The organism is Curtobacterium sp. AC273, assembly GCF_979253735.1.
The window spans coordinates 128,250-152,816 of sequence record NZ_CEEDDU010000004.1 but is presented as its reverse complement, the minus strand read 5'-3'; the positions used below and the strand labels follow the sequence as shown (position 1 = coordinate 152,816).

19 protein-coding genes, 1 tRNA gene, 1 other RNA gene and 5 pseudogenes are annotated in these 24,567 nt (G+C 72.6%); 20 read left to right on the top strand and 6 right to left on the bottom strand.

From position 1 onward, the window contains the following. Positions 1-21: 21 nt before the first annotated feature. From ACZ8AI_RS06620 to ACZ8AI_RS06580, 9 genes and pseudogenes are all read left to right on the top strand, one after another. Positions 22-1,904 (top strand): annotated as a pseudogene (locus ACZ8AI_RS06620) (ABC transporter ATP-binding protein). Positions 1,905-2,098: 194 nt separating this feature from the next. Further along, on the top strand, positions 2,099-3,463 hold the full coding sequence (locus ACZ8AI_RS06615; RefSeq protein WP_464857441.1) for a cystathionine beta-synthase: 1,365 nt from the start codon (positions 2,099-2,101) through the stop codon (positions 3,461-3,463). Between the two features lie 74 nt (positions 3,464-3,537). Next, on the top strand, positions 3,538-4,683 hold the full coding sequence (locus ACZ8AI_RS06610) for a cystathionine gamma-synthase (RefSeq protein ID WP_464857438.1): 1,146 nt from the start codon (positions 3,538-3,540) through the stop codon (positions 4,681-4,683). Between the two features lie 48 nt (positions 4,684-4,731). Continuing rightward, positions 4,732-5,709 carry an MFS transporter gene (locus ACZ8AI_RS06605; protein WP_464857436.1) on the top strand — a complete coding sequence of 326 codons (978 nt, stop codon included), beginning with the start codon at positions 4,732-4,734 and terminating at the stop codon, positions 5,707-5,709. Next, the gene (locus tag ACZ8AI_RS06600) at positions 5,706-6,146 is read left to right on the top strand and encodes an MFS transporter (protein ID WP_464857507.1); all 441 of its coding nucleotides are present in this window, start codon (positions 5,706-5,708) and stop codon (positions 6,144-6,146) included. The genes ACZ8AI_RS06605 and ACZ8AI_RS06600 overlap by 4 nt, the downstream gene beginning before the upstream one ends. A gap of 34 nt (positions 6,147-6,180) precedes the next feature. After that, on the top strand, positions 6,181-6,471 hold the full coding sequence (locus tag ACZ8AI_RS06595; RefSeq protein ID WP_464857434.1) for a hypothetical protein: 291 nt from the start codon (positions 6,181-6,183) through the stop codon (positions 6,469-6,471). Further along, positions 6,443-6,637, top strand: a complete 195-nt coding sequence (locus ACZ8AI_RS06590; protein ID WP_464857432.1) for a hypothetical protein — start codon at positions 6,443-6,445, stop codon at positions 6,635-6,637. The genes ACZ8AI_RS06595 and ACZ8AI_RS06590 overlap by 29 nt, the downstream gene beginning before the upstream one ends. A 505-nt stretch (positions 6,638-7,142) precedes the next feature. Then, on the top strand, positions 7,143-7,364 hold the full coding sequence (locus tag ACZ8AI_RS06585; RefSeq protein ID WP_464857430.1) for a hypothetical protein: 222 nt from the start codon (positions 7,143-7,145) through the stop codon (positions 7,362-7,364). A 96-nt stretch (positions 7,365-7,460) separates the two neighbouring features. Further along, positions 7,461-8,246 carry a protease pro-enzyme activation domain-containing protein gene (locus ACZ8AI_RS06580; protein ID WP_464857428.1) on the top strand — a complete coding sequence of 262 codons (786 nt, stop codon included), beginning with the start codon at positions 7,461-7,463 and terminating at the stop codon, positions 8,244-8,246. Positions 8,247-9,030: 784 nt separating this feature from the next. On the opposite strand, the gene ACZ8AI_RS06575 is transcribed toward ACZ8AI_RS06580, so the two are convergent. Then, complete coding sequence (locus ACZ8AI_RS06575; protein ID WP_464857426.1) at positions 9,031-9,438, bottom strand: hypothetical protein; 408 nt, start codon at positions 9,436-9,438, stop codon at positions 9,031-9,033. Continuing rightward, positions 9,435-9,575 carry a hypothetical protein gene (locus ACZ8AI_RS06570; protein ID WP_464857424.1) on the bottom strand — a complete coding sequence of 47 codons (141 nt, stop codon included), beginning with the start codon at positions 9,573-9,575 and terminating at the stop codon, positions 9,435-9,437. Before ACZ8AI_RS06570 ends, ACZ8AI_RS06575 begins: the two co-directional genes overlap by 4 nt. 396 nt (positions 9,576-9,971) lie before the next feature. On the opposite strand from ACZ8AI_RS06570, the pseudogene ACZ8AI_RS06565 reads away from it, so the two are divergent. Next, positions 9,972-11,237 (top strand): annotated as a pseudogene (locus ACZ8AI_RS06565) (multidrug effflux MFS transporter). 309 nt (positions 11,238-11,546) lie between these two features. After that, positions 11,547-14,117, top strand: a complete 2,571-nt coding sequence (locus ACZ8AI_RS06560; protein ID WP_464857422.1) for a helicase HerA-like domain-containing protein — start codon at positions 11,547-11,549, stop codon at positions 14,115-14,117. Positions 14,118-14,276: 159 nt separating this feature from the next. Here ACZ8AI_RS06560 and ACZ8AI_RS06555 read toward each other — a convergent pair. After that, a tRNA-Ser gene (locus ACZ8AI_RS06555) sits at positions 14,277-14,364 on the bottom strand. Positions 14,365-14,484: 120 nt separating this feature from the next. Here ACZ8AI_RS06555 and ACZ8AI_RS06550 point away from each other — a divergent pair. The 5 genes and pseudogenes from ACZ8AI_RS06550 (at position 14,485) to ACZ8AI_RS06530 (ending at position 17,890) form a co-directional block, all read left to right on the top strand. Further along, positions 14,485-15,243 carry an AAA family ATPase gene (locus tag ACZ8AI_RS06550; protein WP_464857420.1) on the top strand — a complete coding sequence of 253 codons (759 nt, stop codon included), beginning with the start codon at positions 14,485-14,487 and terminating at the stop codon, positions 15,241-15,243. Then, complete coding sequence (locus ACZ8AI_RS06545) at positions 15,240-15,761, top strand: DRTGG domain-containing protein (RefSeq protein ID WP_464857418.1); 522 nt, start codon at positions 15,240-15,242, stop codon at positions 15,759-15,761. Before ACZ8AI_RS06550 ends, ACZ8AI_RS06545 begins: the two co-directional genes overlap by 4 nt. Positions 15,762-15,974: 213 nt before the next feature. Next, positions 15,975-16,049: pseudogene (locus tag ACZ8AI_RS06540) on the top strand (hypothetical protein); the annotation flags it as partial. Positions 16,050-16,237: 188 nt separating this feature from the next. After that, positions 16,238-16,633 carry a phosphate acyltransferase gene (locus tag ACZ8AI_RS06535; RefSeq protein ID WP_464857505.1) on the top strand — a complete coding sequence of 132 codons (396 nt, stop codon included), beginning with the start codon at positions 16,238-16,240 and terminating at the stop codon, positions 16,631-16,633. A 24-nt stretch (positions 16,634-16,657) separates the two neighbouring features. Next, positions 16,658-17,890: pseudogene (locus ACZ8AI_RS06530) on the top strand (acetate/propionate family kinase). Between the two features lie 17 nt (positions 17,891-17,907). Here the strand turns inward: ACZ8AI_RS06530 and ACZ8AI_RS06525 are convergent. The 3 genes and pseudogenes from ACZ8AI_RS06525 to ACZ8AI_RS06515 all read right to left on the bottom strand — a co-directional run bounded on the left by ACZ8AI_RS06525 (position 17,908) and on the right by ACZ8AI_RS06515 (position 18,557). Next, positions 17,908-18,030, bottom strand: a complete 123-nt coding sequence (locus tag ACZ8AI_RS06525) for a hypothetical protein (protein WP_464857526.1) — start codon at positions 18,028-18,030, stop codon at positions 17,908-17,910. A 36-nt stretch (positions 18,031-18,066) separates the two neighbouring features. Beyond that, positions 18,067-18,261: pseudogene (locus ACZ8AI_RS06520) on the bottom strand (hypothetical protein); the annotation flags it as partial. After that, complete coding sequence (locus ACZ8AI_RS06515; RefSeq protein WP_464857503.1) at positions 18,261-18,557, bottom strand: hypothetical protein; 297 nt, start codon at positions 18,555-18,557, stop codon at positions 18,261-18,263. The pseudogene ACZ8AI_RS06520 and the gene ACZ8AI_RS06515, both read right to left, overlap by 1 nt. A 79-nt stretch (positions 18,558-18,636) precedes the next feature. On the opposite strand from ACZ8AI_RS06515, the gene ffs reads away from it, so the two are divergent. From ffs to ACZ8AI_RS06495, 4 genes are all read left to right on the top strand, one after another. Beyond that, positions 18,637-18,727: signal recognition particle sRNA small type (ffs, locus tag ACZ8AI_RS06510), an RNA gene on the top strand. Between the two features lie 216 nt (positions 18,728-18,943). Next, entirely contained in the window at positions 18,944-19,954 is a 1,011-nt protein-coding gene (locus tag ACZ8AI_RS06505; protein WP_464857416.1) for a choice-of-anchor G family protein, read from the top strand. After that, the gene (locus tag ACZ8AI_RS06500) at positions 19,936-20,691 is read left to right on the top strand and encodes a hypothetical protein (protein ID WP_464857414.1); all 756 of its coding nucleotides are present in this window, start codon (positions 19,936-19,938) and stop codon (positions 20,689-20,691) included. Before ACZ8AI_RS06505 ends, ACZ8AI_RS06500 begins: the two co-directional genes overlap by 19 nt. Next, positions 20,633-24,499 (top strand): beta strand repeat-containing protein, encoded by a 3,867-nt coding sequence (locus ACZ8AI_RS06495; protein WP_464857501.1) that lies wholly within the window; start codon positions 20,633-20,635, stop codon positions 24,497-24,499. The genes ACZ8AI_RS06500 and ACZ8AI_RS06495 overlap by 59 nt, the downstream gene beginning before the upstream one ends. The last annotated feature ends 68 nt before the right edge of the window (positions 24,500-24,567 follow it).

Sequence of the window (24,567 nt, the reverse complement as noted above, 5' to 3'; positions counted from 1 at the left end):
ATGAGCATGCACGGCGGCGGGATGCGCGGCGGCGGCGGCGGTGGTGGTGGCGGCCGCGGTGGCGGTCGCATCTCGAGCGGCGACTTCGCGGCGCAGAAGGCCGCCAACGCCGAGGCGCCCCGGATCCCGAACCTCGTCAAGCGGATCTCGGGGCTGTTCGTGCCGCACCGGAACGCGATCATGCTCACGGTGGTGCTCGTGCTGGTGGGCGCGGCGATCTCGGTGATCCCGCCGCTCCTCACGCAGAAGGCGTTCGACGAGGGCCTCTTCCCGAAGGACGGCCGCGGGCCGAACCTGCCCGTGCTCTACGAACTCGTCAGCGCGATGGTCGCGCTGTGGATCGCGAGCGCCGGGGTCGGTGTCTGGCAGACCTACCTGACGGCGACGGTCGGCAACAAGGTCATGGGCTCGATGCGCATGCGGCTCTTCGGGCACCTGCAGCGGATGGAGCTCGCGTTCTTCACCCGCACGAAGACCGGCGTGATCCAGTCGCGGTTGCAGAACGACGTCGGCGGGGTCGCCAGCGTGCTGAACAACACCATCTCGTCCGTGCTCGGCAACACCGTGACGGTGATCGCCGCGGTGGTCGCGATGCTGCTGCTGAGCTGGCAGATGACCCTGGTGGCGGTCGTGCTGCTGCCGCTCCTCGTCATCGCGCAGCGCCGGGTCGGACAGGTCCGCGCACGCATCGCCGGCGAGACGCAGGAGTCGCTGTCGGACATGACCGCGATCACCCAGGAGGCCCTGAGCGTCTCGGGCATCCTGCTCGCGAAGAGCTTCAACCAGCAGCGCAGCGAGGCCCAGCGGTACGGCGCCGAGAACCGGAACCAGATCCGGCTGCAGGTCCGCCAGCAGATGTCCGGCCAGTGGTTCTTCGCGATCGTGCAGATCTTCCTGTCGATCATCCCGGCGATCATCTACGTCGTCGCCGCGTTCCTCATCATCGGCGACGTCCCCATCACCGCGGGCACGATCGTGGCGTTCACGACCGTGCAGTCCCGGTTGCTCTTCCCGACCGTCGGCCTCCTCCCGCGTGGTGCTCGACCTGCAGACCTCCGGCGCACTGTTCGCCCGCATCTTCGAGTACATGGACCTCCAGCCGGCGATCACGGACTCACCGACGGCGAAGCCGGTGGACGAGTCGCGCGTCGGACACGTCGCGTTCGAGGACGTCACCTTCACCTACCCGGACGGCGAGGCCGACAAGCCGACCCTCCGCGGGGTGTCGTTCGAGCTCCAGCCCGGACAGTTCGCAGCGTTCGTCGGCCCCTCGGGCGCGGGCAAGACGACGGTGTCGTACCTGGTGCCGCGGCTCTACGAGGCGACGGCGGGATCGGTCCGGTTCGCCGGGCAGGACGTCCGGGACATCGTGCACGAGGACCTCATGCGCCACGTCGGCATCGTCTCCCAGGAGACCTACTTGTTCCACGCCACGATCGGCGACAACCTGCGCTACGCGAAGCCGGACGCCACCGACGAGGAACTCGAGCAGGCGGCGCGAGCGGCCAACATCCACGAGACGATCGCGTCGTTCCCGGACGGGTACGACACCGTCGTGGGGGAGCGTGGGTACCGGCTGTCCGGCGGTGAGAAGCAGCGCATCGCGATCGCCCGGGTGCTGCTGAAGGACCCGCCGGTGCTCGTCCTCGACGAGGCCACGAGCGCGCTCGACTCCATCTCGGAGCGCGTGGTGCAGACGGCACTCGACACGGCCGCCGCGGGGCGGACGACGATCTCGATCGCGCACCGGCTGTCGACGATCCGTGACGCGGACGTCATCTTCGTCCTCGACCACGGCCAGATCGTCGAGCAGGGCAGCCACGAGGAACTGCTCGGCCGCGACGAGGATCTACGCGACGCTGCACCGGCAGCAGAACGCCCCGGCGGACGCACTCGGCAGCTGACGCGGCACGGTCCGCGGGCGCCCCGGCGGCGCGCGAGCGGCGCACGTCCCAGCGCACCACCGGGACGGCCTGGAGGCGCGGGTCGGCGCCGCCACGCGCCTCCCGTCCGGCGCGGGACGACCCCGCCTGTCCTGCGAACGTCACGACGCGTCGCGTCCCAGCGGCGGACGGTGTCCGCCGCCTAGGATCGACGGGTGCGTTACGCGAACTCCGTCATCGACCTCGTCGGCGACACCCCGCTGGTCAAGCTCAACCGGGTGACCGAGGGGGTGCGCGCGACCGTGCTCGTCAAGGTCGAGTACCTCAACCCCGGCGGGTCCTCGAAGGACCGGATCGCCACCCGCATCCTCGACGCGGCCGAGGCCTCCGGTGAGCTCGGCCCCGGTGGCACGATCGTCGAGCCGACCTCCGGCAACACCGGCGTCGGGCTCGCGCTCGTCGCGCAGCAGCGCGGCTACCGGTGCGTCTTCGTGCTGCCGGACAAGGTCGGCGAGGACAAGCGCAACGTGCTGACGGCGTACGGCGCCGAGATCGTCGTGACGCCCACCGCTGTGCCCCCGGAGCACCCCGAGTCCTACTACTCGGTGTCCGACCGGCTCGTCCGCGAGATCCCCGGGGCGTACAAGCCGAACCAGTACGCGAACCCGAACGGGCCGCGCAGCCACTACGAGACCACCGGTCCGGAGATCTGGCGCGACACCGAGGAGCGCATCACCCACTTCGTCGCGGGCGTCGGCACCGGCGGCACCATCTCCGGCACCGGGCGCTTCCTGAAGGAGGCGTCGGACGGCCGCGTCCGGATCGTCGGCGCCGACCCCGAGGGCTCCGTCTACTCCGGCGGCACCGGTCGCCCGTACCTGGTCGAGGGTGTCGGCGAGGACTTCTGGCCCGGCGCGTACGACGCCGGCGTGCCGGACGAGATCATCGCCGTGTCGGACGCCGACTCGTTCGCGATGACCCGGCGGCTCGCGCGCGAGGAGGGGCTGCTCGTCGGTGGCTCGAGCGGCATGGCGGTCGTCGCCGCGCTCCGTGCCGCCCGCGACCTCACCGAGGACGACGTGGTCGTGGTGCTCCTGCCGGACGGCGGCCGTGGCTACCTCGGCAAGATCTTCAACGACCGGTGGATGCGCTCGTACGGCTTCGCCGAGACGGACGACGAGCGGACCGTCGGCTCGCTCATCGCGGGCAAGGACGGCCGACTGCCGGACCTCGTCCACGCGCACCCGTCCGACACCGTGCGCGAGGTCGTCGACATCATGACGAAGTACGGCGTCTCGCAGATGCCCGTGCTGAGCGCCGAGCCACCCGTCGTCATCGGTGAGGTCGTCGGCGCGGTGGAGGAGAAGGCGCTGCTCGAGCAGGTCTTCACCGGCGCCGCGAAGATGGCGGACGCCCTGACCGGGTTCGTCGGCGACCCGCTGCCGCTCATCGGCGTCGGCGAGTCCGTGTCGTCCGCGCGCCGCGCCCTCGAGTCCGTCGACGCGCTGCTCGTGGTCGCCGACGGCAAGCCCGTCACGGTCCTCACCCGCCACGACCTCCTCACCTACCTGTCCGAGTGACCGGCCGGTCCGAATGACCGGCCTGTCCGAGTGACCGGTCGCCCGACCGCTCCCGAGTAAGGAACCCGCCCAGCATGACCGAGTTCAGCACCCGCGCCATCCACGCCGGCCAGGAGCCCGACGGCCCCACCGGCGCCGTCATCCCGCCGATCCACCTGACCTCGACGTACGTGCAGGACGGCATCGGCGGCATGCGGAACGGCTACGAGTACTCGCGCGCGGGCAACCCGACGCGCGACTCGCTGCAGACGCTCCTGGCGGACCTCGACGGCGGCGTCGCCGCGTACTCGTTCGCCTCCGGGCTGGCGGCGGAGGACGCCTTGCTCCGTGCCGCGCTCGCCCCGGGCGCCCGCGTCGTGATGGGCAACGACGTCTACGGCGGCACGCACCGCCTGGTCAGCCGCCTGCACGTGCCGTGGGGCGTCGAGCTGGTCGTCGTGGACATGAGCGAGCTCGACCAGGTGCGCGCCGCGCTCCAGGGCGCTCCGGCGCAGACGGTGCTCTGGGTGGAGACCCTGACCAACCCGCTCATGAAGATCGCGGACATCGCCGCCCTCGCGACCCTCGGGCACGAGGCCGGTGCGCTCGTCGTCGTCGACAACACCTTCGCCTCGCCCGCGCTGCAGCAGCCGCTCGCGCTCGGGGCCGACGTGGTCGTGTACTCGACCACGAAGTACCTCGGCGGCCACTCGGACGTGGTGGGCGGTGCCGTGGTGCTCGCCGACGAGGAGCTCGCGGCGAAGGTGCAGTTCCTGCAGTTCGGCGCCGGGGCGATCTCGTCGCCGTTCGACGCGTTCCTCACGACCCGAGGCATCAAGACGCTCGCGGTCCGGATGGAGCGGCACTCGCTGAACGCGCAGGCCGTGGCCGAGGCACTCGTCGCCGCGCCGGGCGTCGAGCGCGTCTACTACCCGGGGCTGTCCGACCACCCGGGGCACGAGATCGCCGCCCGGCAGATGCGGGGCTTCGGCGGGATGCTCTCGGTGGCGTTGTCCGGTGGGCCGTCGGCCGCACGGCGGTTCGCCGAGTCGACCGAGCTGTTCGCGCTCGCCGAGTCCCTCGGCGGCGTCGAGTCGCTCATCGGGTACCCGTCCGAGATGACGCACGCGTCGGTGAAGGGCACCGAGCTCGCCGTGCCGGAGAACGTCGTCCGGCTGTCGGTCGGCATCGAGGACGCCGGCGACCTGGTGGCGGACCTGCAGCAGGCGCTCGCGCGCTGACGGACGGCGCGCACGCGCCGACGTCGTGGGCTCGCCCTACGATGATCGGTGAGCACCGCGGCGACGAGGACGAGTCTGTTCAGCGGACCGTACGCCCTCGCCACCGTCGGCATGGTCGCGATCGTCGCCGTCGCCGCGTTCCAGAACCTGGCGATGACGACCGTCATGCCGGAGATCAGCCGCGACCTCGACGGTGAGACCCTCTACGCCCTCGCCTTCGCGGCGCCGTTGGCGGCGGGCGTGCCGGGCATGGTGCTCGCCGGCAACTGGACCGACCGCGCCGGCGGCCGGGTCGTGGCGTGGGTGTCCGCCGCCCTGTTCGCCGTCGGGACCGCCGTGGTGATGCTCGCGCCGACGATGGAGGTCTTCCTCGCCGGTCGCCTGGTCGAGGGCTTCGGGGCCGGCGCGATCGACGTCGTCCTCTACGTGCTCGTCGCCCGCATCTTCCCCGCCGAGCTGCACGGACCGGTGTTCGCCGGGTTCGCCGCCGCCTGGGTGGTGCCCGCGCTCGTCGGTCCGGCCCTGGCGGGCATCGTCACCGACGTCTGGAACTGGCACTGGGTCTTCGCCGGCGCGCTCGTGATCGCCCTCGGCGCCTTCGCCCTGCTCGTCCCCACCCTCGGCCGCCTGCACCCGCCGGCCGCGTCGCTCCGACCGCCGTGGCAGCGTGCCCGCATCGCGTGGTCGGTCGGCGCCGCGGTCGCGATCCTGCTGCTCAACATCGCTCCGGACCTCGGCGCCTGGGCCAGGGTGGCGGCCGTCGTGGTCGGACTCGTCGGCACGTGGTTCGCCCTGCGCCCGCTGCTGCCCGCCGGGACCTTCCGCGCCCGCTCCGGGGTTGTCGTCGGTGGTCCTGCTCCGCGGCCTCGTCGCGGCGGCGTTCTTCGGCAGCGAGGCGTACGTGCCGTTCCTGCTGCAGGCGAAGGACGGACTCTCGGCATCGGCCGCCGGGCTCGCGCTCACCGTCGCCGCGCTGAGCTGGGCCGGAGCGTCGTGGGTGCACGGCCGCCTGGGAGGACTGGCTGACCGCCGCCCGCACGTTCGGCGTCGGTCTGGCACTCGTCCTCGTCAGCCTGCTCACCGCGCTCGCCGTCGCGTCCCTGGCCCTGCCGTGGTGGCTGCTCGTCGTCGGGTGGTTCGTGGGCGGTGCCGGCATGGGCGCGATCTACCCGCGGACCTCGATGCTCACGCTGCGGTTCTCGCGCGAGGGCGACGACGGCTTCGCGAGCTCGGCCCTGACGATCGCCGACGCCTCGGGCAGCGTGATCGGCCTCGCCGTCACCGGCCTGCTGTTCATCGGTACCGGCGGTGCCGAGGGCACGGTGTCGTTCCCGCTCGTCTTCGCGGGGATGATCGTCATCGCGGTCCTGGCGATCGCCGCCGTCCGTCGGCTCGGGCCGGTGCCGCCGCCGGCGTCCGGCTCGGCTTCGGGCTCGGCGTCGGCCACCGGCGGGACCGGGTAGCGTGGCAGATCGATCAAGCGTTGGAGGATCCGTCGTGCTGCGCTCCGTGGCCGCCGTCGTGGCGGTGTGCTCGATGCTCGTCCTGGCCGGGTGCCAGGGCACGACGTCCGATGCGCCCACCCCGGTCGAGAGCTCGGACCTGACGAGTTCGGACGGCGGGTTCGACCAGCACGCCGTGGTCGGGGTCGTCCTGCTCCCCGCGGCCGCCACCGCCGGTCCGACCCTCCGGCGGGGTCGCTCTGCCGGACCGGTTCGAGCGGGACCTGAGCTCGGCGGGCTTCCGGCCCGACGTCCGGGTGGCCGGCGCGACGGACCCGTCCGGTGACCAGCGGGCGGCACTCCGGACCCTCGTCCGAGCCGGCGCGAAGGTGCTCCTCGTCGAGGCCGCCGACCCGTCCGCCCTGAGCGGTGAAGATCCAGGTCGCGCACGACGCCGGTGCGGTCGTCGTCGCACTCGGCGACCCGCTGCCGGCGTCGGGGACGGGCGGTGACGGCGTCGCCTCGGACTACCGGTGCAGGGCACGGACTCCGACGCGGCCCTGGTCGGCAAGTCCGTCGCCGTCGTCGAGTCGCTGCAGCGGGGCGAGAAGCCCACCACGGGCTGAGCGCGGGAAGTGCGCGCGATGCCGCCGCGCCGCGCGCAACACCGGCACGCCGGTTCAGGGCAGGGACCCAGCACGCCGCCGTCGATCCCAGCAACGGCGGGGCGGAACGGCTGAGGGGAGCAACAGCTTCGCCCCCCGGACGGGTGACATGGTTCGTCGGTGGAACCACCGACTGTCCGAGCCGTTGCGCGACTCATTACAGTCACCTCACCGCAGCCCACGAAAGCGCTGGGAACGGACCGCCCCGGCGACCCGCGACCACGAGGGGCTCACCGTCGAGAGGACCCGAAGTGCAACGACGCCCACCGACCCCGGTCGGACCACCCCCTCCACGAGCCGGACGCGCACCACCGCGATCGCGCTCACCACCGCGGCGTGCACCATCGGCGCCGTGCTCTTCGCCGCCGGCCCGGCCGACGCGGCGACCCGACGACGTGCTGCCGGACTCGACCCCGACCTGGGCGACGAGCGCGAACGACGCCGGCACGGTCGCAGCCAGCACCGACGTCGAGGGCGAGGTGTACCTGCCGCTGCAGGGGGGACCAGCGCGGGGCCGAGGCCCTCGCGACCGCCGTCTCGACGCCCGGGAGCGCGCGCTACCGGAAGCCCCTGAGCCCGTCGGCGTGGATCGCGAAGTACGCGCCGACGAAGGCGGACGCCGACCAGGTGACCGGGGTTCCTGCGGGCGCAGGGCCTCTCGATCACCGCCGTGCCGGCCAGCCACGAGTACGTCGTGTTCCGCGGTCCTGCCTCGGTGGTGAACTCGGTGCTCGGCGTCTCGCTGCACCAGTACCAGCACGCGGGTCGGACCCTCGTCGCGCCGTCGTCCGCGCCGAGCCTGCCCGCGTCCGTCGCCGGGCTCGTCAGCGGCGTCAGCGTCGACCAGGGCCGCCTGCTGACCCACCCGGAACTCGTCCAGCAGGGGGAGACACCGGCGACCTCGACCCCCGCCCGCTCGCTCAAGCAGCAGGCGACGGCCCCGACCGGCATCCAGGCGAAGTGCTCGCAGTACGACGGCCAGCACACCGCGACGGTGCCGGCGGCCTACGGCAAGACCAGCGTGCACACGTTCGCGTGCGGCTACGTCCCGAAGCAGATCCGTTCGGCGTACGGCGTCGACGGGCTGGCCGCGAAGGGGCGTCCAGGGGCAGGGCCAGACCGTGGCGATCATCGACGCGTACGCCTCGCCGTCGATCGTCCACGACACGAACAGCTACTCGGTGCAGAACGGCGAGCCGGCCCTGACGAGCGCGACCTTCGCCCAGCGCATCCCGTCGCCCGCCCAGTTCACCGACCAGGCGCTCTGTCAGCAGCCGAGCGGGTGGCAGGGCGAGGAGACCCTCGACGTGCAGTCCGTGCACGCCGTCGCCCCGGCCGCGAAGATCCTCTACGTCGGCGGCACGAACTGCGGCGGCGGCCTCGACGTGGCGATGTCGAAGATCCTCGACCAGGGCCTCGCGAACCTCGTCAGCAACAGCTACGGCGACGTCGGTGAGAACGTGCCCCTGTCGAGCATCCGCGGTCAGGAGAACCTGCACGTCCAGGCCGCCGGCGAGGGCATCGGCCTGTACTTCTCGAGCGGCGACAACGGCGACGAGTCCGCAGCGCTCGGCAGCGCCCAGCCCGACTTCCCGGCGTCCAGCCCGTGGGTGACCTCGGTCGGCGGCACGAGCCTCGGCATCGGGAAGGACGGCCGCAAGACCTTCGAGACCGGGTGGGGCGACGTGCTCGACCAGATCGTCAGCAGCGACCGCGGCAACGTCTACCTCGACGCCGCTCCCCGGTGGCCTGGTCGGCGGTGGCGCCGGCGGTGGTCGGAGCACGCTCTTCGACCAGCCGGCGTACCAGAAGGGCGTCGTCCCGGCGTCGCTCGCCGGTGGCAAGCGCGTCTCGCCGGACCTGGCGGCACTCGCCGACCCGTACACCGGGTTCTCGATCGGCATCCGTCCGATCACGGACGACTCGACGCTCGCGGTCGGCGCGTTCGAGAACGAGACGTACGGCGGCACGTCGCTGGCCTCGCCGCTGACCGCGGCGCTGTCGGCGCTCGTCCAGCAGTCGACGCACACGCGGCTCGGGTTCGCGAACCCGACGCTGTACGCGACGTACCGTGCCGCACCGACGGCGTTCAGCGACGTCGGCCGCCGCGGTCGCCGATCGCGCCTGGCCTACCACGAGCGCGACCTCCGGCAAGGACTACCTGGTCACGCTCGACCACGACACGTCGCTCACCACCGCCAAGGGGTACGACGACGTCACGGGGCTCGGTGCGGTGTCCTTCACCGGCATGACGCAGGTGGCGCGCCGGTAACGGACGCGACCCGGGACGGACGGGAGGCACGGTGCCGGCTGGCACCGTGCCTCCCGTCCGTCGCGTGGTGCGTCCGGAGCCGCGGCCGGTCGTCCGACCGGGTCAGCGCCACCAGGACGGGAACGACAGCACGATCGTGTCGACGAGCGCCTGCAGGGCCCGGCGCGGTCCGGCAAGCCAGGCCTCGATCGCGCCGACGAAGCCCCCGCGCCACGAACCCGGCGGCCACGTCGGCGAGGAGCTCGGGGCGGTCGACGGTGTCGAGCGAGCGGATGCGCTGTGCGCTCGAGACCGTGAAGTGATCGACGAGCAGCCGGTGCAGCGAGGCGTCCTCGGGGTCGGGCAGTGCCTTCGCGTAGATGTCCCGATGGGTCACCACGTGCTCGATGACGGCGTTGATCCCCGCGCCGGGTAGATGGCGGCGAGCTCGTCGGCGCCGGCACCGCGGTCGGCGGCGGCACGGCGGGCCTCGGTGTCGTCCTCCCGGATGCGGTCGAGCTCGGGCGTGAGCACGTCGGCGAGTAGCGATCCGGGGGAGACGGCGTGGAGTAGAAGGTCGCGCGGCTGATGCCGGCGGCGCGGGTCACGTCGGCGACGGTGATGCGGGACACGGGACGGTCGGCCGCGAGCCGCATGATCGCTTCGCGGAGGGCCGCGGTCGTGTGCAGGATCCGGGCATCCACCATGACGCCCACCCCCTTCTGATCCGGTTCTGCCCGGCTTCGGCGGGCAGTCAGACCCTATCGCATGCGCTGCTCACGGACGGTCCTCCGAGCGCGGAAACACGCGGGAATCCCACAGCGGGGTCATCGAGACGCTCACTCGACCCGTAGGGATGTTTCCGCGGGCGAATCGATTCGATTCGATCGATCCCGCGATCACCTCCGTTCCCCTCCCCGCCGAAGGACCCTGCTCGTGACCGCGCCCGCCACCACCGGTTCGCTCCGGGTCGTCCTGCACCCCGGAGACTCGCTCTCCCGCGCAGGCAGCGACTCGTCTACGTCTTCGTCCTGGGCGCGCTCACCGCGCTCGGGCCGTTCACCATCGACCTGTACCTGCCGGCGTTCCCGTCCATCAAGGACCAGTTCGGCATCACCGACGGTGCGGTCCAGCTCACCCTGACGGCGACCACGCTCGGCTTCGCGATCGGACAGCTGCTCGTCGGTCCGTGGAGCGACAGCGTCGGCTCGCCGCCTGCCGCTCATCATCGCGACGTCCGTGCACGTCGGCGCCTCGGTCGGGGCCGCCCTGGCACCGAACGTCGAGGTCCTCGCGCTCTTCCGCGTGCTGCAGGGCATGGGCGCGTCCGCCGGCGGCGTGGTGGCGATGGCGACCGTCCGCGACCTCTTCGGCGGCAAGCCGCTCGTGCGCATGCTGTCGCGCCTGGCGATGGTGAACGGCCTCGCACAGATCCTCGCGCCGCTCATCGGCTCCCAGATGCTCCGGTTCGTGAGCTGGCACGGCGTCTTCGTGTTCCTCGCGTGCTACGGCGCGGCCGTGGTGCTGGCCGCGGTACTCCTCATCGTCGAGACCCTCCCGCCGGCCCGCCGGCACGAGTCCGGTCACTCCACGATGCGCCAGCGGTACAAGGCGCTCTTCTCGGACCGCATCTTCGTCGGGGTCGCCCTGATCGGTGCGATGGTGTTCAGCGGCCTGTTCTCGTACCTCAGCGCGTCGCCGTTCCTGTTCCAGGGCCTCTACGGACTCGACGCGCAGCAGTACGGGCTGCTCTTCGCGGTGAACTCGGTCGGCGTCGTGATCGGCGTGCAGGTGTCGGCACGGTTGGCGCAGCGTGTCGGCCCGCAGTGGATCCTGGCGTGCTCGACCGCGACCCTGTTCCTCGCCGCGGTGGCGATCATGGTGCTCGACCAGGCCGGGGCCGGTCTCGTCGGTGTCCTCGTCCCGCTCTGGTTCTTCATCGCGGCGTGCGGGTTCTCGTTCCCGCTCGTGCAGGTCATCGGGCTCGCCGCGCACGGCAAGGAAGCCGGCACGGCCGCGTCGCTCCTCGGTGCGCTGAACTTCGGCGTCGCCGGGCCCATCTCGCCGATCGTCGGCTGGATCAGCATCACGACCGCCACCCCGATGGCCGCCGTGATGGCGTGCACGTCGGCGGTCGCGATCGCGATCCTGTGGGGCGTCGTCCGACCGCGGACCGTCCCGGCCCTCACGCACTGACGGATCCGTTCCGTCGCGGGCCGCCCGTCCATAGGCTGTGCCCATGAGCGACGCGGTGGACCAGGCCCGAGCGGCAGCAGCGGCGGCGCGCGCCGCCGCCGACGAGGCACGACGACTGGCCGACGAGGCGGCCGCGCGGGCGGAGGAACCGCCGCGGCGCTCGAGGCGGCATTGCCGCCGGCGCCCGCCTCCGACGCGGCGGCACCGCCGGTACTCGCGCCCGACGCGGAACCAGTGATCGCAGCGTCGCCGGCACCCACCGGCCTGGAGGCGCCACTCGCGCCCGACGCGGAGCCCGCGACCACGGCGGTGGGCGCGACCACCCCGGCGACGGACGGAGCGCCGGAGACCGGCACCGTGCCTCCCGGCGGGCCGCTCGACGCGGCAGCCGTGACCGCGATCCGCGACGGCTACGCGATCGAGGGCAGCGCCCTGCAGCTCGGCGCGCTGGTGAACGGCGAGGCGCTGCCCGACGTGCAGGTCCGCATCCCGCTCGGCATGCTCAACCGGCACGGCCTCGTCGCGGGGGCGACCGGCACCGGCAAGACCCGCACGCTGCAGGTCCTGGCGGAGCAGATCGCGGCGAACGGCGTGCCCGTGTTCGCCGCCGACGTCAAGGGCGACCTGTCCGGCCTCGCGGTGGCCGGGCAGGCGAACGACAAGCTCACCGCACGGACGGCCGGCATCGGGCAGGCGTGGCAGGGTGTGGCCAGCGAGGCCGAGTTCTACTCGCTCGGTGGGCAGGGGACCGGCGTGCCGATCCGGGCCAGCGTGTCCGGGTTCGGGCCGCTGCTGCTGTCCAAGGTGCTCGGCCTGAACGAGACGCAGGAGTCCTCGCTCGGCCTCGTGTTCCACTACGCGGAACGCGCCGGGCTGCCGCTCGTCGACCTGTCCGACCTGCGGAGCGTGCTGACCTTCCCCGTGAGCGACGCGGGCAAGGGCGAACTCGCCGAGCTCGGCGGCCTGTCGAAGCAGACGGCCGGGGTCATCCTCCGCGAACTCATCACCTTCGCCGACGCCGGAGCCGACCAGTTCTTCGGCGAGCCCGAGATCGACACGCAGGTGTTCCTCCGCACCGCCGCCGACGGCCGTGGCGTCGTCAGCCTGCTCGAGGTGCCCGGCGTGCAGGACCAGCCCGAGGTCTTCTCCACGTTCCTGATGTGGCTGCTCGCCGACCTGTTCAACGAGCTGCCCGAGGTCGGCGACCAGGACAAGCCGAAGCTCGTGTTCTTCTTCGACGAGGCGCACCTGCTGTTCAACGGGGCGTCGAAGGACTTCACCGACCAGATCATCCGGACCGTCCGGCTGATCCGGTCCAAGGGCGTCGGCGTCTTCTTCGTGACGCAGACGCCGAAGGACGTGCCGAACGACGTGCTTGCGCAGCTCGGGTCCCGCATCCAGCACCAGCTCCGGGCGCACACGCCCGACGACGCCAAGCACTCCGCGCCACCGTGTCGACGTACCCGACGAGCGACTACGACCTGGGGGAGGTCCTTACCCTCGCTCGCCACCGGCGAGGCGATCGTCACCGTCATGAACGAGAAGGGTGCGCCGACCCCTGTCGCCTGGACGCGGCTCCGCGCCCCCGAGGGGTCGATGGACGCGATGCCCGCCGCCGAGATGGCGGCACGTGTGCAGGCGTCGCCGCTCCTGGCGACCTACGGCACCCGCCTCGACCCGGACTCCGCGTACGAGATGCTCGCGCGCCGGATGGAGGCGGCGGCAGCCGAGGCCGCGGCAGCGGAGGAGCAGGCGGAAGCGGCGACCCGGGCGGCGGAGGCCGAGCGCGACGCAGCGCGTGCCGCCGCGGCCGCCGCGAAGGAGGCGGCCGCCGTCGAGAAGCAGGAGGCACGAGAGCGTGCCGCGGCGCAGAAGGAGTACGAGCGGGCGCAGCGGGAGTTCGAGCGGGCCGAGCGGGCTGCCGATGCGCGGCGGACGAAGCGGACGTCGTCGCGGACGTCGACGCGGACGACGGCCTCGCGGAAGGCGAACGACCCGCTGTCCGACCTGCTCGGGTCGGGGCTCGGCGGCACGATCGCCAAGGAGGTCGTGCAGGATCTTCTCGACGCTGCGCCGGCGGCGCTGAGCGCCTGCTCGGGGCGGGGCGGCCAGCCGTCAGCCGCCGATGAGGCCCGTGGTCTCGACGACGAGCAGCCCGGCCACGGCGGCGACGGCGACGGCGCCGACCACGACGTACGCCCCGCGCTGCTCGTACCAGGCGCGGCTGGCCGGGTAGCGACGGGCGAACTCCCGCGCCGGCACCGGTCGGTCGTCGTCGGCGACCCGGACCCCGAGCGCCTCGACGACGCGGTCGATGCCGTCGTCGCCCCACACGTCGGCGCGCAACCGGAACAGGTGCGCGCCCGTGGCGTCGAACGCGACGAGCTCGCGGGTGGTCCGCTCGACGGTGCTGCCGTAGGTGGTCGCGAGGACCAGGCTGCATGCACGCGCTCGCGGGGATCCGTCGGTTGGGCGTCACCACGCCGTGCACGGCGATTCCCGAGGATCGATGCCGACGAAGGCCGTGCCGAGCCGGACGAACACGATGCCGACCAGGACGGCGACGACGATCACGACGGTGGCGACGAAGGTCCAGAGGCGCAGGGGGAGCGACACCCACACCAGTGCGACGGCGAGCGGCACCGCGGAGAACACGACGCTGAGGATGGTCGACCGCACCAGCGAGCGACGCGGTCGGACGACCACGTCGTAGGCGGTGCTGCGCGGGCGTGTCGTCACCGGCGCCGTCAGGTCCCCCACGTGGACTCCTCGTCCCTCGGGTGCCCGGGCAGCACTGGATCGTCCGCCCGGGAGCGACGCCCCTGCCGCTCCGTGCACCGTGTCCGACCCGTCCCGGGATCGTCCGTCTGCGCAGTCTAGGCGACCCGTGGGTATCGGGGACAGCCCGTTCCACCCCGGTTCCTCGTTTCGCGGCCAGTCCATGGCGGACGGGGGCAGCGCGGTCCACCGCGTGGGGGACCGGACGACCCCGGACCGCAGAACACCCCCGACCGATCCGGTCCGGGGTGTTCTGTGTGCTGGCGGAGAATGGGGGATTCGAACCCCCGAGGGCTTGCACCCAACACGCTTTCCAAGCGTGCGCCATAGGCCACTAGGCGAATTCTCCTGGTGCCGTCTCGCGGCGGCGACACCCAATGGTACAGGTCTTCCGGAGTGCGCACGACCACGACCGTCCACGCGTCCTCGCTCCCAGATGTCACGACAAGGGCGCGGCTACCCTGGGCACGTGTCGACCCGCATCTACATCACGTCAGCAGAAGGACACACGGGCAAGAGCACCGTCGCCCTCGGTGTCCTCGAGACCCTCGCGCGCTCGGTCGGACGGGTCGGCGTGTTCCGGCCGGTCGCCCGGTCGGTGGACGAACCCGACTACGTGCTCGAGCTGCTGCTCCAGCACACCGCGGTCGGCATCTCCTACGACGACGCCGTCGGTGTGACGTACGACGACGTGCACGCCGACCCGGACGCCGCCCTCGCCACGATCATCACCCGGTTCGCCCAGGTCGAAGCGGCAGCGCGACGCCGTCGTGGTCCTCGGGCCTGGACTACACCGACGTCGGCAGCCCCACCGAGCTTGTCGTTCAACGCGAAGGTCGCCGCGAACCTCGGCGCGCCCGTCCTGCTCGTCCTCGGTGGCCGCGACGCCGCCGAGCACGGTGCCCGCACCCCGGAGGACAGCGGCGCAGGTCGCCGACGTCACGACCAGCGAGCCGCGGGCGGCGCACGGACGCAGGTGTTCGGCATCGTCGTGAACCGCGCCGACCCCGACGCCCTCGCCGCGATCGTGTCGAGCGTCCAGCAGCGGCCGTCCGCGACCACCACCCGGACCCGGCCTCGTCTGGGCCATCCCCGAGGACCGCGTGCTCGTCGCCCCGACCGTGCGGGCCCTGTTGCAGGCGAGACCAGGACCACGCCAGGTGGCGCGACGAGGCAGCACACACATTGCTCGACCGCGAGGCACTCGGCACCGTCGTCGCCGGCATGAGCATGGAGAACGTGCTGGCCCGACTCATCGAGGGCGGCACCGTCGTCGTGCCGGGGGACCGCAGCGACGTGCTCATCGCCACCCTGCTCGCGAACCAGTCCGAGACCTTCCCGAGCCTGGTCGGCGCGATCCTCGCCAACGGCGGGTTCGAGACCGCGCCGCATGATCTCCCGGCTGCTCGAGGGGCTGTCGAGCTCTGCTGCCGATCGCGCAGAACGACCTCGGCACGTACGACACCGCCCTCCGGATCACCCAGACGCGCGCGGGCGGCTCACCGCGGACTCCCCGCGGAAGGCCGACCCGGCGCTGGCGCTCTTCGAGCAGCACGTCGACGCCGACGCCTCCCGCGACCGGCTGCAGCTCACCCTGTCCGGTGTCGTCACGCCGCTGATGTTCGAGCACGGGCTGCTCGACCGGGCCCGCGGGTACGGCAAGCGGATCGTGCTGCCCGAGGGCGACGACGACCGCGTCCTGCGCGCCGGCCTGGACGCTGCGGCAGCGCCAGGTCTGCGAGCTGACGATCCTCGGCGACCTCGGCCGCGATCCGCACCCGGGCGACGGAGCTCGGCCTCGACCTCGAGGCCGCCCAGCTCGTCAGCCTGTTCGACCCCGAGCTCCGCGAACGCTTCGCCGAGGAGTACGCTGCCCGGCCTGTGCCCACAAGGGCATGTCGATCGAGCTCGCCCGCGACACCGTCACCGACGTCTCGCACTTCGGCACGATGATGGTGCATGCTCGGCCTGGCCGACGGCATGGTATCCGGCGCGAAGCACACCACGGCGCACACCATCCGGCCGTCCTTCGAGATCATCAAGACCCGGCCGGACACCTCGATCGCGTCGAGCGTGTTCCCGATGGCAGCTCGCCGACCGGGTCCTCGTCTACGGCGACTGCGCGGTCATTATCCCGGACCCGACGAGCGAGCAGCTCAAGGACATCGCGATCTCGTCCGCCGAGACCGCGACGCAAGTTCGGGATCGACCCGCGGGTGGCGATGCTCAGCTACTCGACCGGCGACAGCGGCACCGGGGCCGACGTCGACAAGGTCCGCGCCGGCACCGCGTTCGTGCGGGAACGACGCCCCGACCTGCTTCGTCGAGGGGCCGATCCAGTACGACGCCGCAGCGGACCCGACGGTCAGCGAGCATCGAAGATGCCGGACTTCCCGGTGGCCGGCCGGGCGACGGTGTTCATCTTCCTCGACCTCAACACCGGCAACAACACGTACAAGGCCGTGCAGCGCTCTGGCCGGCGCCGTCGCCATCGGCCTCGGTGCTGCAGGGCCTGCGCAAGCCGATCAACGACCTCTCCCGCGGCGCCTGTCGGCGACATCGTGAACACCGTCGCGATCACCGCGATCCAGGCCGGCACCGAGTCCGACGCGGCCTGACCGACCGACCCGCACCGCGCCTCCCTGGCCCCTACAGAAAGCGACCGCCCAGTACCGCAGCCCTCGTCGAGCGTCAACTCCGGCTCGAGTTCGTTCAAGTACCAGCTCATCGAGCTCGAGGGGGAGCGCACGCTCGCCTCTCGGACTGGTCGAGCGCATCGGCGAGTCGACCGGCGCGTGGAAGCACACCAACGCCCTCCACCGGCGAGTCCTCGTCGAACGACTCGGCCGCCGTCGCGGACCACGCCGCCGGGTTCCAGGCGATGATCGACGCGCTCGCGAAGGTCGGTCCCTCGTTCGACGAGTACCCGCCCGCCGTGGTCGGGCACCGCGTCGTGCACGGCGGCACCTCGTTCGGGATCTGGGCCACCGTCGTCACGGACGACGTCGAGCGCGAGATCGAGGAACTGATGCAGCCCCGCGCCGCTCCACAACCCCGCGAACCTCGAGGGCATCCGCGCCGCCGAGCAGGTCTTCGCCGACGTGCCGCAGGTCGCCGTGTTCGACACCGCGTTCCACCAGACGATGCCGCCGCACGCGTACACGTACGCGATCCTCGCGGACCTGGCGGAGCGGTACCGGATCCGCCGCTACGGCATGCACGGCACGAGCCACAAGTACGTCTCCGAGCAGGCGGCGGAGTTCCCCGGCCGACCCCTCGGCGAGCTGAAGACCATCGTGCTGCACCTCGGCAACGGGGCCTCCGCGGCGGCGATCGACGGCGGGAGGTCGATCGAGACGTCGATGGGGCTCACCCCGCTCGAGGGTCTCGGTGATGGGGACCCGGTCCGGAGACCTTGACCCGGCCGTCCTCATCCACCTGCACCGCGAGGCCGGGCTGTTCCCCGGACGAGCTCGACACCATGCTCAACAAGGAGTCCGGGCTGCTCGAGGGCCTGACCCGCAACGGCGACATGCGCGACGCGCAGGACGCCGCCCTCAACGGCGACGACGAGGCCGAGGCGGCGCTCGCCGTGTACCGAACACCGCATCCGCCGGTACGTCGGCGCCTACACGGCGCAGCTCGGCGGGCTGGACGCGGTCGTCATGCAGGGCGGGGAGAACAACGTGCTGCTGCTGCGCCGGCGCGTGCTCGCCGACCTCGGGCACCTCGGCATCGAGATCGATCCGGACTGCAACGCCGGCACCCGCGAGGCGCGGCTCATCTCCACGGACGCGTCCCGTGTCGCGGTGCTCGTCATCCCGACGAACGAGGAGCTCGAGATCGCCCGGCAGTCGGCCGCGGTCGCGCTGTAGTCGCGGCGCGCGCGGCGTCAGCGCCGCGCGCCGGCGTCAAAGCCGAGCGCGGCCAGTGCGGCGGGGATCGGGGTGTCGCCGCTCGTCACCTCGAACTGCACGCCCACCGCAGTGTCGTCGAGGAGCGCGCGCAGCACCACCGCGGCGACGTCCGCGCGGGGATGGCGCCGCGCGGCACCGTCCGGCCGACGTAACGTGCCCCGCGGCGGCGTGTCGAGGAGGCCACCCGGCCGCACGATCGTCCAGCGCAGGCTACGGCCCGGAGGTCGCGTCCGCCTCGGCCTTCGCCCGCAGGTAGACCTGGAAGACGTCGTCCTCGCTCCGGCGGGCACCACGCGCCTGCCAGATCCGCCGCCATCAGCCGAGATCATCACGTAGCGCGCCGATCCCCGCGCGCTCTCCGGCGGCGTCCGCGAGCAGGATCTGCGCCGTCGCGGTCGACGGTGAGTCTTGCGTTCGGCGCCGCTGTTCGGTCCGGCCCTCGGCGGCGAAGACCAACGCGTCGACCCCGCGCAGGCGGAGCGCGAGCTCTGCCGCCGTCGAGCTGTTCGAGGTCCGCGACGATCGCCCGGGCGCCCTGCTGCTCCACGTCGGTGACGTGTGCGGGGTTGCGGACGATGGCGACGGCGTCGTGGCCGGCGTCGGTGACGAGGCGGGCGAGGAGCAGCGCGATCTGGCCGTGTCCTCCGGCGATGGCGATCTTCGGCGTGTCCGAGTCTGCCCGCTCCGTCCGGCAGACTGCCGGAGGCTCCTCACGTGACGCCATCCAGGCCAACTCCCCCAGGGCGGAAACGCAGCAAGGGTAACCGGGCCTTGGCGCGGTGCGGAGGAGTCTTTGCGTCTTCCTGCAAAGTGCTCCTTCCCGCCCGGCTTCCCTCGGGCGTGGCCGACACGCAAGGTAGTCCATTCCGTAACGGGCAGCGGACATCACCCTGATCGTGTGTAAAGATCACCTCCAAACTCCCAACCAGGGTTCCCTGCACCTCCTCTGCCTCACCAGCGGGGGAGTTCCGGATCAGGTGGTGGGTTCGCCCGCCAGGAAAAGAGACACGCATGCGCAGGCACGCGTCGCTTCGGGGTACCCGTGTACCCACGACAGCGCACGACTGGACACGACGGATCATCGCTGCTGGCGGCCGAGCTCGACGACGAGCTTCGGACGACCGGCGTCTCCTCCTGCGTGGCGGCGTCATCGCCACGGTGACGGCGCTGGTCGCCGCCACCGTGGCGATCCAGCCCGCCGCGGCCGCCCAGACCGACGTCGCCGAGGCCGAGGGCGTCCTGCTCAGCGGCTCCGGCATCGTGAACGTGGACTCCATCGCCCAGCTCGGCGGTGCGTACTCCGCGCGCGGGGCCACCAGCGGCGGCGGCACGACGAACCAGCCGCTCAACCTGACGGCGCTCAACGCGGTCGGGGTGGACCTCGGCAACGACGTCGACCTGCTCGGGCCGAACGGCATCCTCACCCTCGGGGTCGACGGCCAGTACGCCACGACCTCGGCGAACGGGGCGACGGCGTCCTCCGGCCTGCTCACGAACGACGGCGGCATCGGCGTCGGCACCGGGTCGGGCACCGGCGCGGCGACGCTCGACCTCAACCCGCTGTTCTCGCGGGTGGGAGCCGACACGACGGTGCTCTCGAACGCGCAGCTGCAGGTCGGGGCCCTCGCCTCGCGACTGTCGGCCACCCGCGGTTCCACGGTCACGACCGCCAGCGACTACCGGATCGCCGGGGCGAACCTGAACCCTCACCAGCCCGGCGGTCGCCGGACCGACCACGTCCCTCCGCACGCAGCTGCGGAACGTGTCGAGTTCGGTCAACGGTGTGCTCGGCACGAACGGCGTGCTCCCCGGGACGACGACCGCGGTCACGAACCAGATCCAGCAGCTGCTCCGCCAGGCGCTCCTCGGGCTCGTCACGGTCAACGGCACCACGGTGACCGCCACGGCGAACCTCAACCTGGACGACACCCTCACGCAGGTGCTGCAGCAGCCGCTCACCGGACGGGGCGGTCACGATCACCCCGTCGACCGGCACGATCACGGTGGACCTCGACAAGCTGACGGCGCTCAACGGCCGGCCGGCGAACACCCCGGTGCTCACCACCGCCGCGGTGAACACCATCAACCAGAGCATCGCGACGATCCTCGGGACGCAGCTGCCCACGGCCCTGCAGACCGCGGTCGTGAACACGATCAACTCCACCGCCGTCCGGGTCGACGTGGCGACGAACGTCTCCGTCGCCGGTGCGGCGGCCGTCGCCATCGGGCTCCGCGCCGACACCACGCTCGGCGCGCTCGCCGGCACCACCACCGCGACGCCCGTGATCACCGCGACCGGCAACCTGCTCGGTCTGCCGCTGCCCCTCGGCACCGTGCTCGCGCCGGTGGTGAGCGGCATCCTCGTGCCGACGCTCCAGACCGCCCTCCGCGCCCCTGGTCGGCGGCACCGCGCTGACCGCTCTCGGCACCACCCTGACGACCACCACGACGGCCGTCTCGACCCTGCTGGCCCCGGTCGTGCTGCTCCTCCGCCAGGTGATCGACCTGACCGTCAACGCGCAGGACACCACCACCGGGTTCCGCGACGGACGCGGGTACGACCCCGGCCCGCGGAGCGTCCACGCCCTGCGCCTGTCGGTCCTGCCCGGTGTGAACGCCGCGACGGTGGACCTGGCGACCTCGACGGTCCGGGCCACCGCGTTCGTCGCACCCACGATCACCGCTCCGACCGCGAACCAGGTGTTCAGCGTGCCGACGGCCACGTCGACCCGCAGCGTCACCGTGGGCGGTGCCGGTGAGCCCGGCGCCACCGTCGCCGTGAGTCTCGGCAACGGCCGCACGGGCACCGCGACGGTCGCCGCGAACGGCACGTGGACGACGACCATCGCGAACGTCCCGACGGGCGAGTACACCGCCACCGCGACGCAGACCGTCGGCGGGACCGCGGCGGGCACGGCCACGCAGCAGTTCTCCGTGGTCGCGCAGCAGGCGCTGACGATCACGACGCCGACGGCCGGACAGACCTTCCACGACGACCGGCACCACCGCCCCGTGACCCTCACCGGCACCGCCACCGCGAACGCCCGGATCGACGTCGACCTCGGCGGCGGGCTGACCGCGGACGGCACGGCGAACGCCTCCGGCGCGTGGAGCGTCACCGTTCCCGAGGTCCCGGTGGGCAACCAGTCCGCCAGCGTCACCCAGACGGTCGGCGACAGCACCTCGGCACCGGTCACCCGCGCGTTCCGCGTGGTCGCCGCCGCCGGGCTGACCGTCGACACCCCGACGCAGGACCAGGAGTTCCTGGTCGCCGGTACCACCCGCGACGTCCCGTTCTCCGGCTCGGCGCAGCCCGGTGCCCGGGTCGACGTCTCCGTGAACGGCGGCGACCGGACCGCGACGACCACCGCGAACGCCGGTGGGACCTGGTCGACCACGATCACCGGCGTCCCCGCGGGCGACTACAAGTCGACCGTGACCCAGACGGTCGGGGCCTCGACGAGCGCCCCGGTCGCACGCGACTTCACCGTCACCGCGGCCCCGGGCCTGACGATCGACCGGCCGGAGGACGGCAGCACCATCACCGTCGCCGACACCACGTCGACGACTCCCGTCACCGTGTCCGGCACGGCAGCGCCGAACGCGCAGGTCACCGTGGGCATCGGTGGGTCCTTCACCGCCACGGTCACGGCCGACGACGACGGTGACTGGGAGGCCACCTTCCAGGGCGTCCCGGTCGGCGACCGCACCGTCACCGCGCGACAGACCGTCGCCGGCACGACCTCGGGCCCGGTGACCACGGACTTCACCGTGGCCGCCGGTGCGCCGATCACCATCACGACCCCGGCGCCCGGCGCCACCGTGACGGTCCTCGACGCGGGCACCACGACGGACCTCGACCTGGTCGGCACCGCCGAGCCCGGCGCGGACGTGGCGGTGTCGCTCGGCGGCGGACTGACCGCGACGACCACGGCGAGCGACGACGGGGACTGGACCGCCACCGTCCAGGACGTCCTGGTCGGCCGTCACACGATCTCCGCCACGCAGACCGTGAACGGCACCACCTCGCCGGCGGTCCGGCAGACGATCACCGTCGCCGCCGGTGCCGGTCTCGTCGTGTCGACGCCGACGCAGGGGAGCACCACCGCCGTCGCGACCGACGACTCGACCATCGACGTCACGGTCTCCGGCACGGCACAGCCGGGCGCGGACATCAGCGTGGTCCTCGACGGCGCCGACGACCCGGTCACGACGACCGCGGGGACGGACGGCACGTGGACCGTCACCCTGCCGGACGTCGACACCGGCGACCACACCGCCGCGGTCACGCAGACCGTGGGCGGGGCGACCTCCGCACCCGTCGACCGCGACTTCTCGGTCGAGGCCGGTGACGCGCTCGTCATCGAGTCGCCCACCGACGCGCAGCAGGTGCCGGCCGGCTCGGACGGCCAGGTCGGCATCGTGGTGCGGGGCACTGCGGAGCCCGGCGCGAGCGTCGCCGTCACGGTCGACGACGGCGACCCCGTCGACGTCGTCGCGGACGCCTCGGGCAACTGGGAGACCGACGCGGTCGACCTCGCCGTCGGTGACCACCGTCACCGCGGTGCAGACCGTGAACGGCACGACCGGTCCGACCGTCACCCGCGACTTCACGGTCGTGCCGGGGACGGCCATCACGATCGAGTCGCCGGCCGTCGGGTCGCGCTTCGTCGTGGTCGACGGGGACGCCACCGCGACCGTGACGATCTCCGGCTCCTCCGAACCGAACGCCGACGTCACCGTCTCGCTCGGCCCGGACACCACGTTCACGACGACGGCGAACGGCGACGGCGCGTGGACGGTCGACGCCACGGCCTCGCACCGACGGGCACCTACACGGTGAACGCGAGCCAGAGCGTCGCGGGCACCGTGACGACGGCGATCCCGACGACCTTCCAGGTCGTCGCGGCGAACCCGCTCGCGATCACCACCCCCACCACGGCGGCGATCCCGGTGGCGGGCGAGGACGTCGTGCGTGACGTGACCGTGACGGGGACCGGCCAGCCCGGCGCCACCGTGGTCGCCACGACGCCCGACGCCGACGACCGGCCGACGACCGTCGCTCCCGACGGCACCTGGTCGGTCACGTTCCCGGACCTCGGGGTCGGCACGCACTCCGTGTCGGTCACGCAGACGCTGCCCGGGTCGGTCTCCGACCTCGCGACGTCCGAGCCGGTCACCCGCACCGTCACGATCGAGGCTGCCGACGCGGTGACCGTCACCACCCCGGAGACGGGCGACGTGCTCCTCGTGCCGGACGCCGACGCGACGCGCGACGTCACGGTGTCGGGCACGGCGGAGCCGGGCGCCCCGGTCACGGTGCGACTCGGCGACGACGAGCTCACCACGACCGCGGACGGTGACGGCGACTGGACCGTCACGTTCGACGGGGTCGGTGTCGGCACCCCGACGCTCACCGCCAGCCAGACGGTGAACGGGACCACCGCCTCCAGTCCGGAGCAGACCGTGACGGTCCGTGCGGCGACCGCGCTCGCACTGACGGCACCGGAGGACGGCGACGTCCTGACCGTCGCGGACGCGGCGGGCACGGCCGACGTGCGCGTCACGGGTGTCGCCCAGCGCGACGCGACGGTCACCGTGACCCTGTCGAACGGCGAGTCCGACGAGGTCACGGCCGCGCCGGACGGCTCGTGGGGGACCACCTTCGAGGACGTCCCGGTCGGTGACTACACCGTCCGCGCGACCCAGGTCGTCGAGGGGCAGACTCGGCACCGGTCAGCGCCGCGGTCTCCCGTCCGGGCCGGTGCACCGCTCACGGTGACCACGCCCAGCGGGTCCACGTCCGTCACCGTCGCTGACGATGACGCCACCACCGACGTCGCCTTCGCCGGCACCGGCCAGCCGGGGGCGACCGTCACGGTCGGCCTCGGAGCGGGCGGCACCGCGACGGCGCCGGTCGGCCAGGACGGCAAGTGGTCCACCACCGTCGAGGACGTGCCGACCGGCTCGTACACGGCAGCGGTGACGCAGGCGGTCAACGGGACGACGAGCGCCGCGGTGGAACGCCCGGTCTCAGTCGTCGCGGCCGCCGACCTGACCATCCGCCAGCCGGGCGACGACCCGATCACTGTCGCGGACGGTGACGCCACGACGACCGTGACGGTCGCGGGCGACGCCCAGCCGGGCGCCACCGTGACGGTCACCGTCGACGACCGCGACCCGGTCGAGGTGCCCGTCGGCGACGACGGGACCTGGACGCTCGACGTCGAGGACCTCGGTGTCGGCACGCACGACGTCAGCGTCACGCAGACCGTCGACGGGGTCCACGTCGACCACCCCGGTCGAGACCTCGTTCGAGATCGAGGCGGGGGCACCTGTCCGCATCACCGAGCCGACGGCCGGCCAGGAGTACACCGTCGCCGGCGAGGGCGCGACCACCACGGTCGCCGTCAGCGGGACCGCCGAACCCGGCGCGACCGTCGTCGTCGACCTCGGTGGCGGACGCAGCGAGTCCACGACGGCGAACGGCACCGGCGCCTGGAGCGTCTCGGTGCCGGACGTACCGGCGGGGACCCCGACGGTCAGCGTGACGCAGCGGATCGGTGACACCGTCTCCGCCCCGGTCACGGTCGGCATCCGGGTGCTCGTCGCGACCCGATCACCATCGCCACCCC

Bases quoted from the DNA above. Each gene is read 5' to 3' on its own strand.
- ACZ8AI_RS06610 (WP_464857438.1), top strand. From the start codon at position 3,538: ATGACCGAGTTCAGCACCCGCGCCATCCACGCCGGCCAGGAGCCCGAC.
- ACZ8AI_RS06545 (WP_464857418.1), top strand. From the start codon at position 15,240: ATGAGCATGGAGAACGTGCTGGCCCGACTCATCGAGGGCGGCACCGTC.
- ACZ8AI_RS06535 (WP_464857505.1), top strand. From the start codon at position 16,238: ATGCTCAGCTACTCGACCGGCGACAGCGGCACCGGGGCCGACGTCGAC.
- ACZ8AI_RS06505 (WP_464857416.1), top strand. From the start codon at position 18,944: ATGCGCAGGCACGCGTCGCTTCGGGGTACCCGTGTACCCACGACAGCG.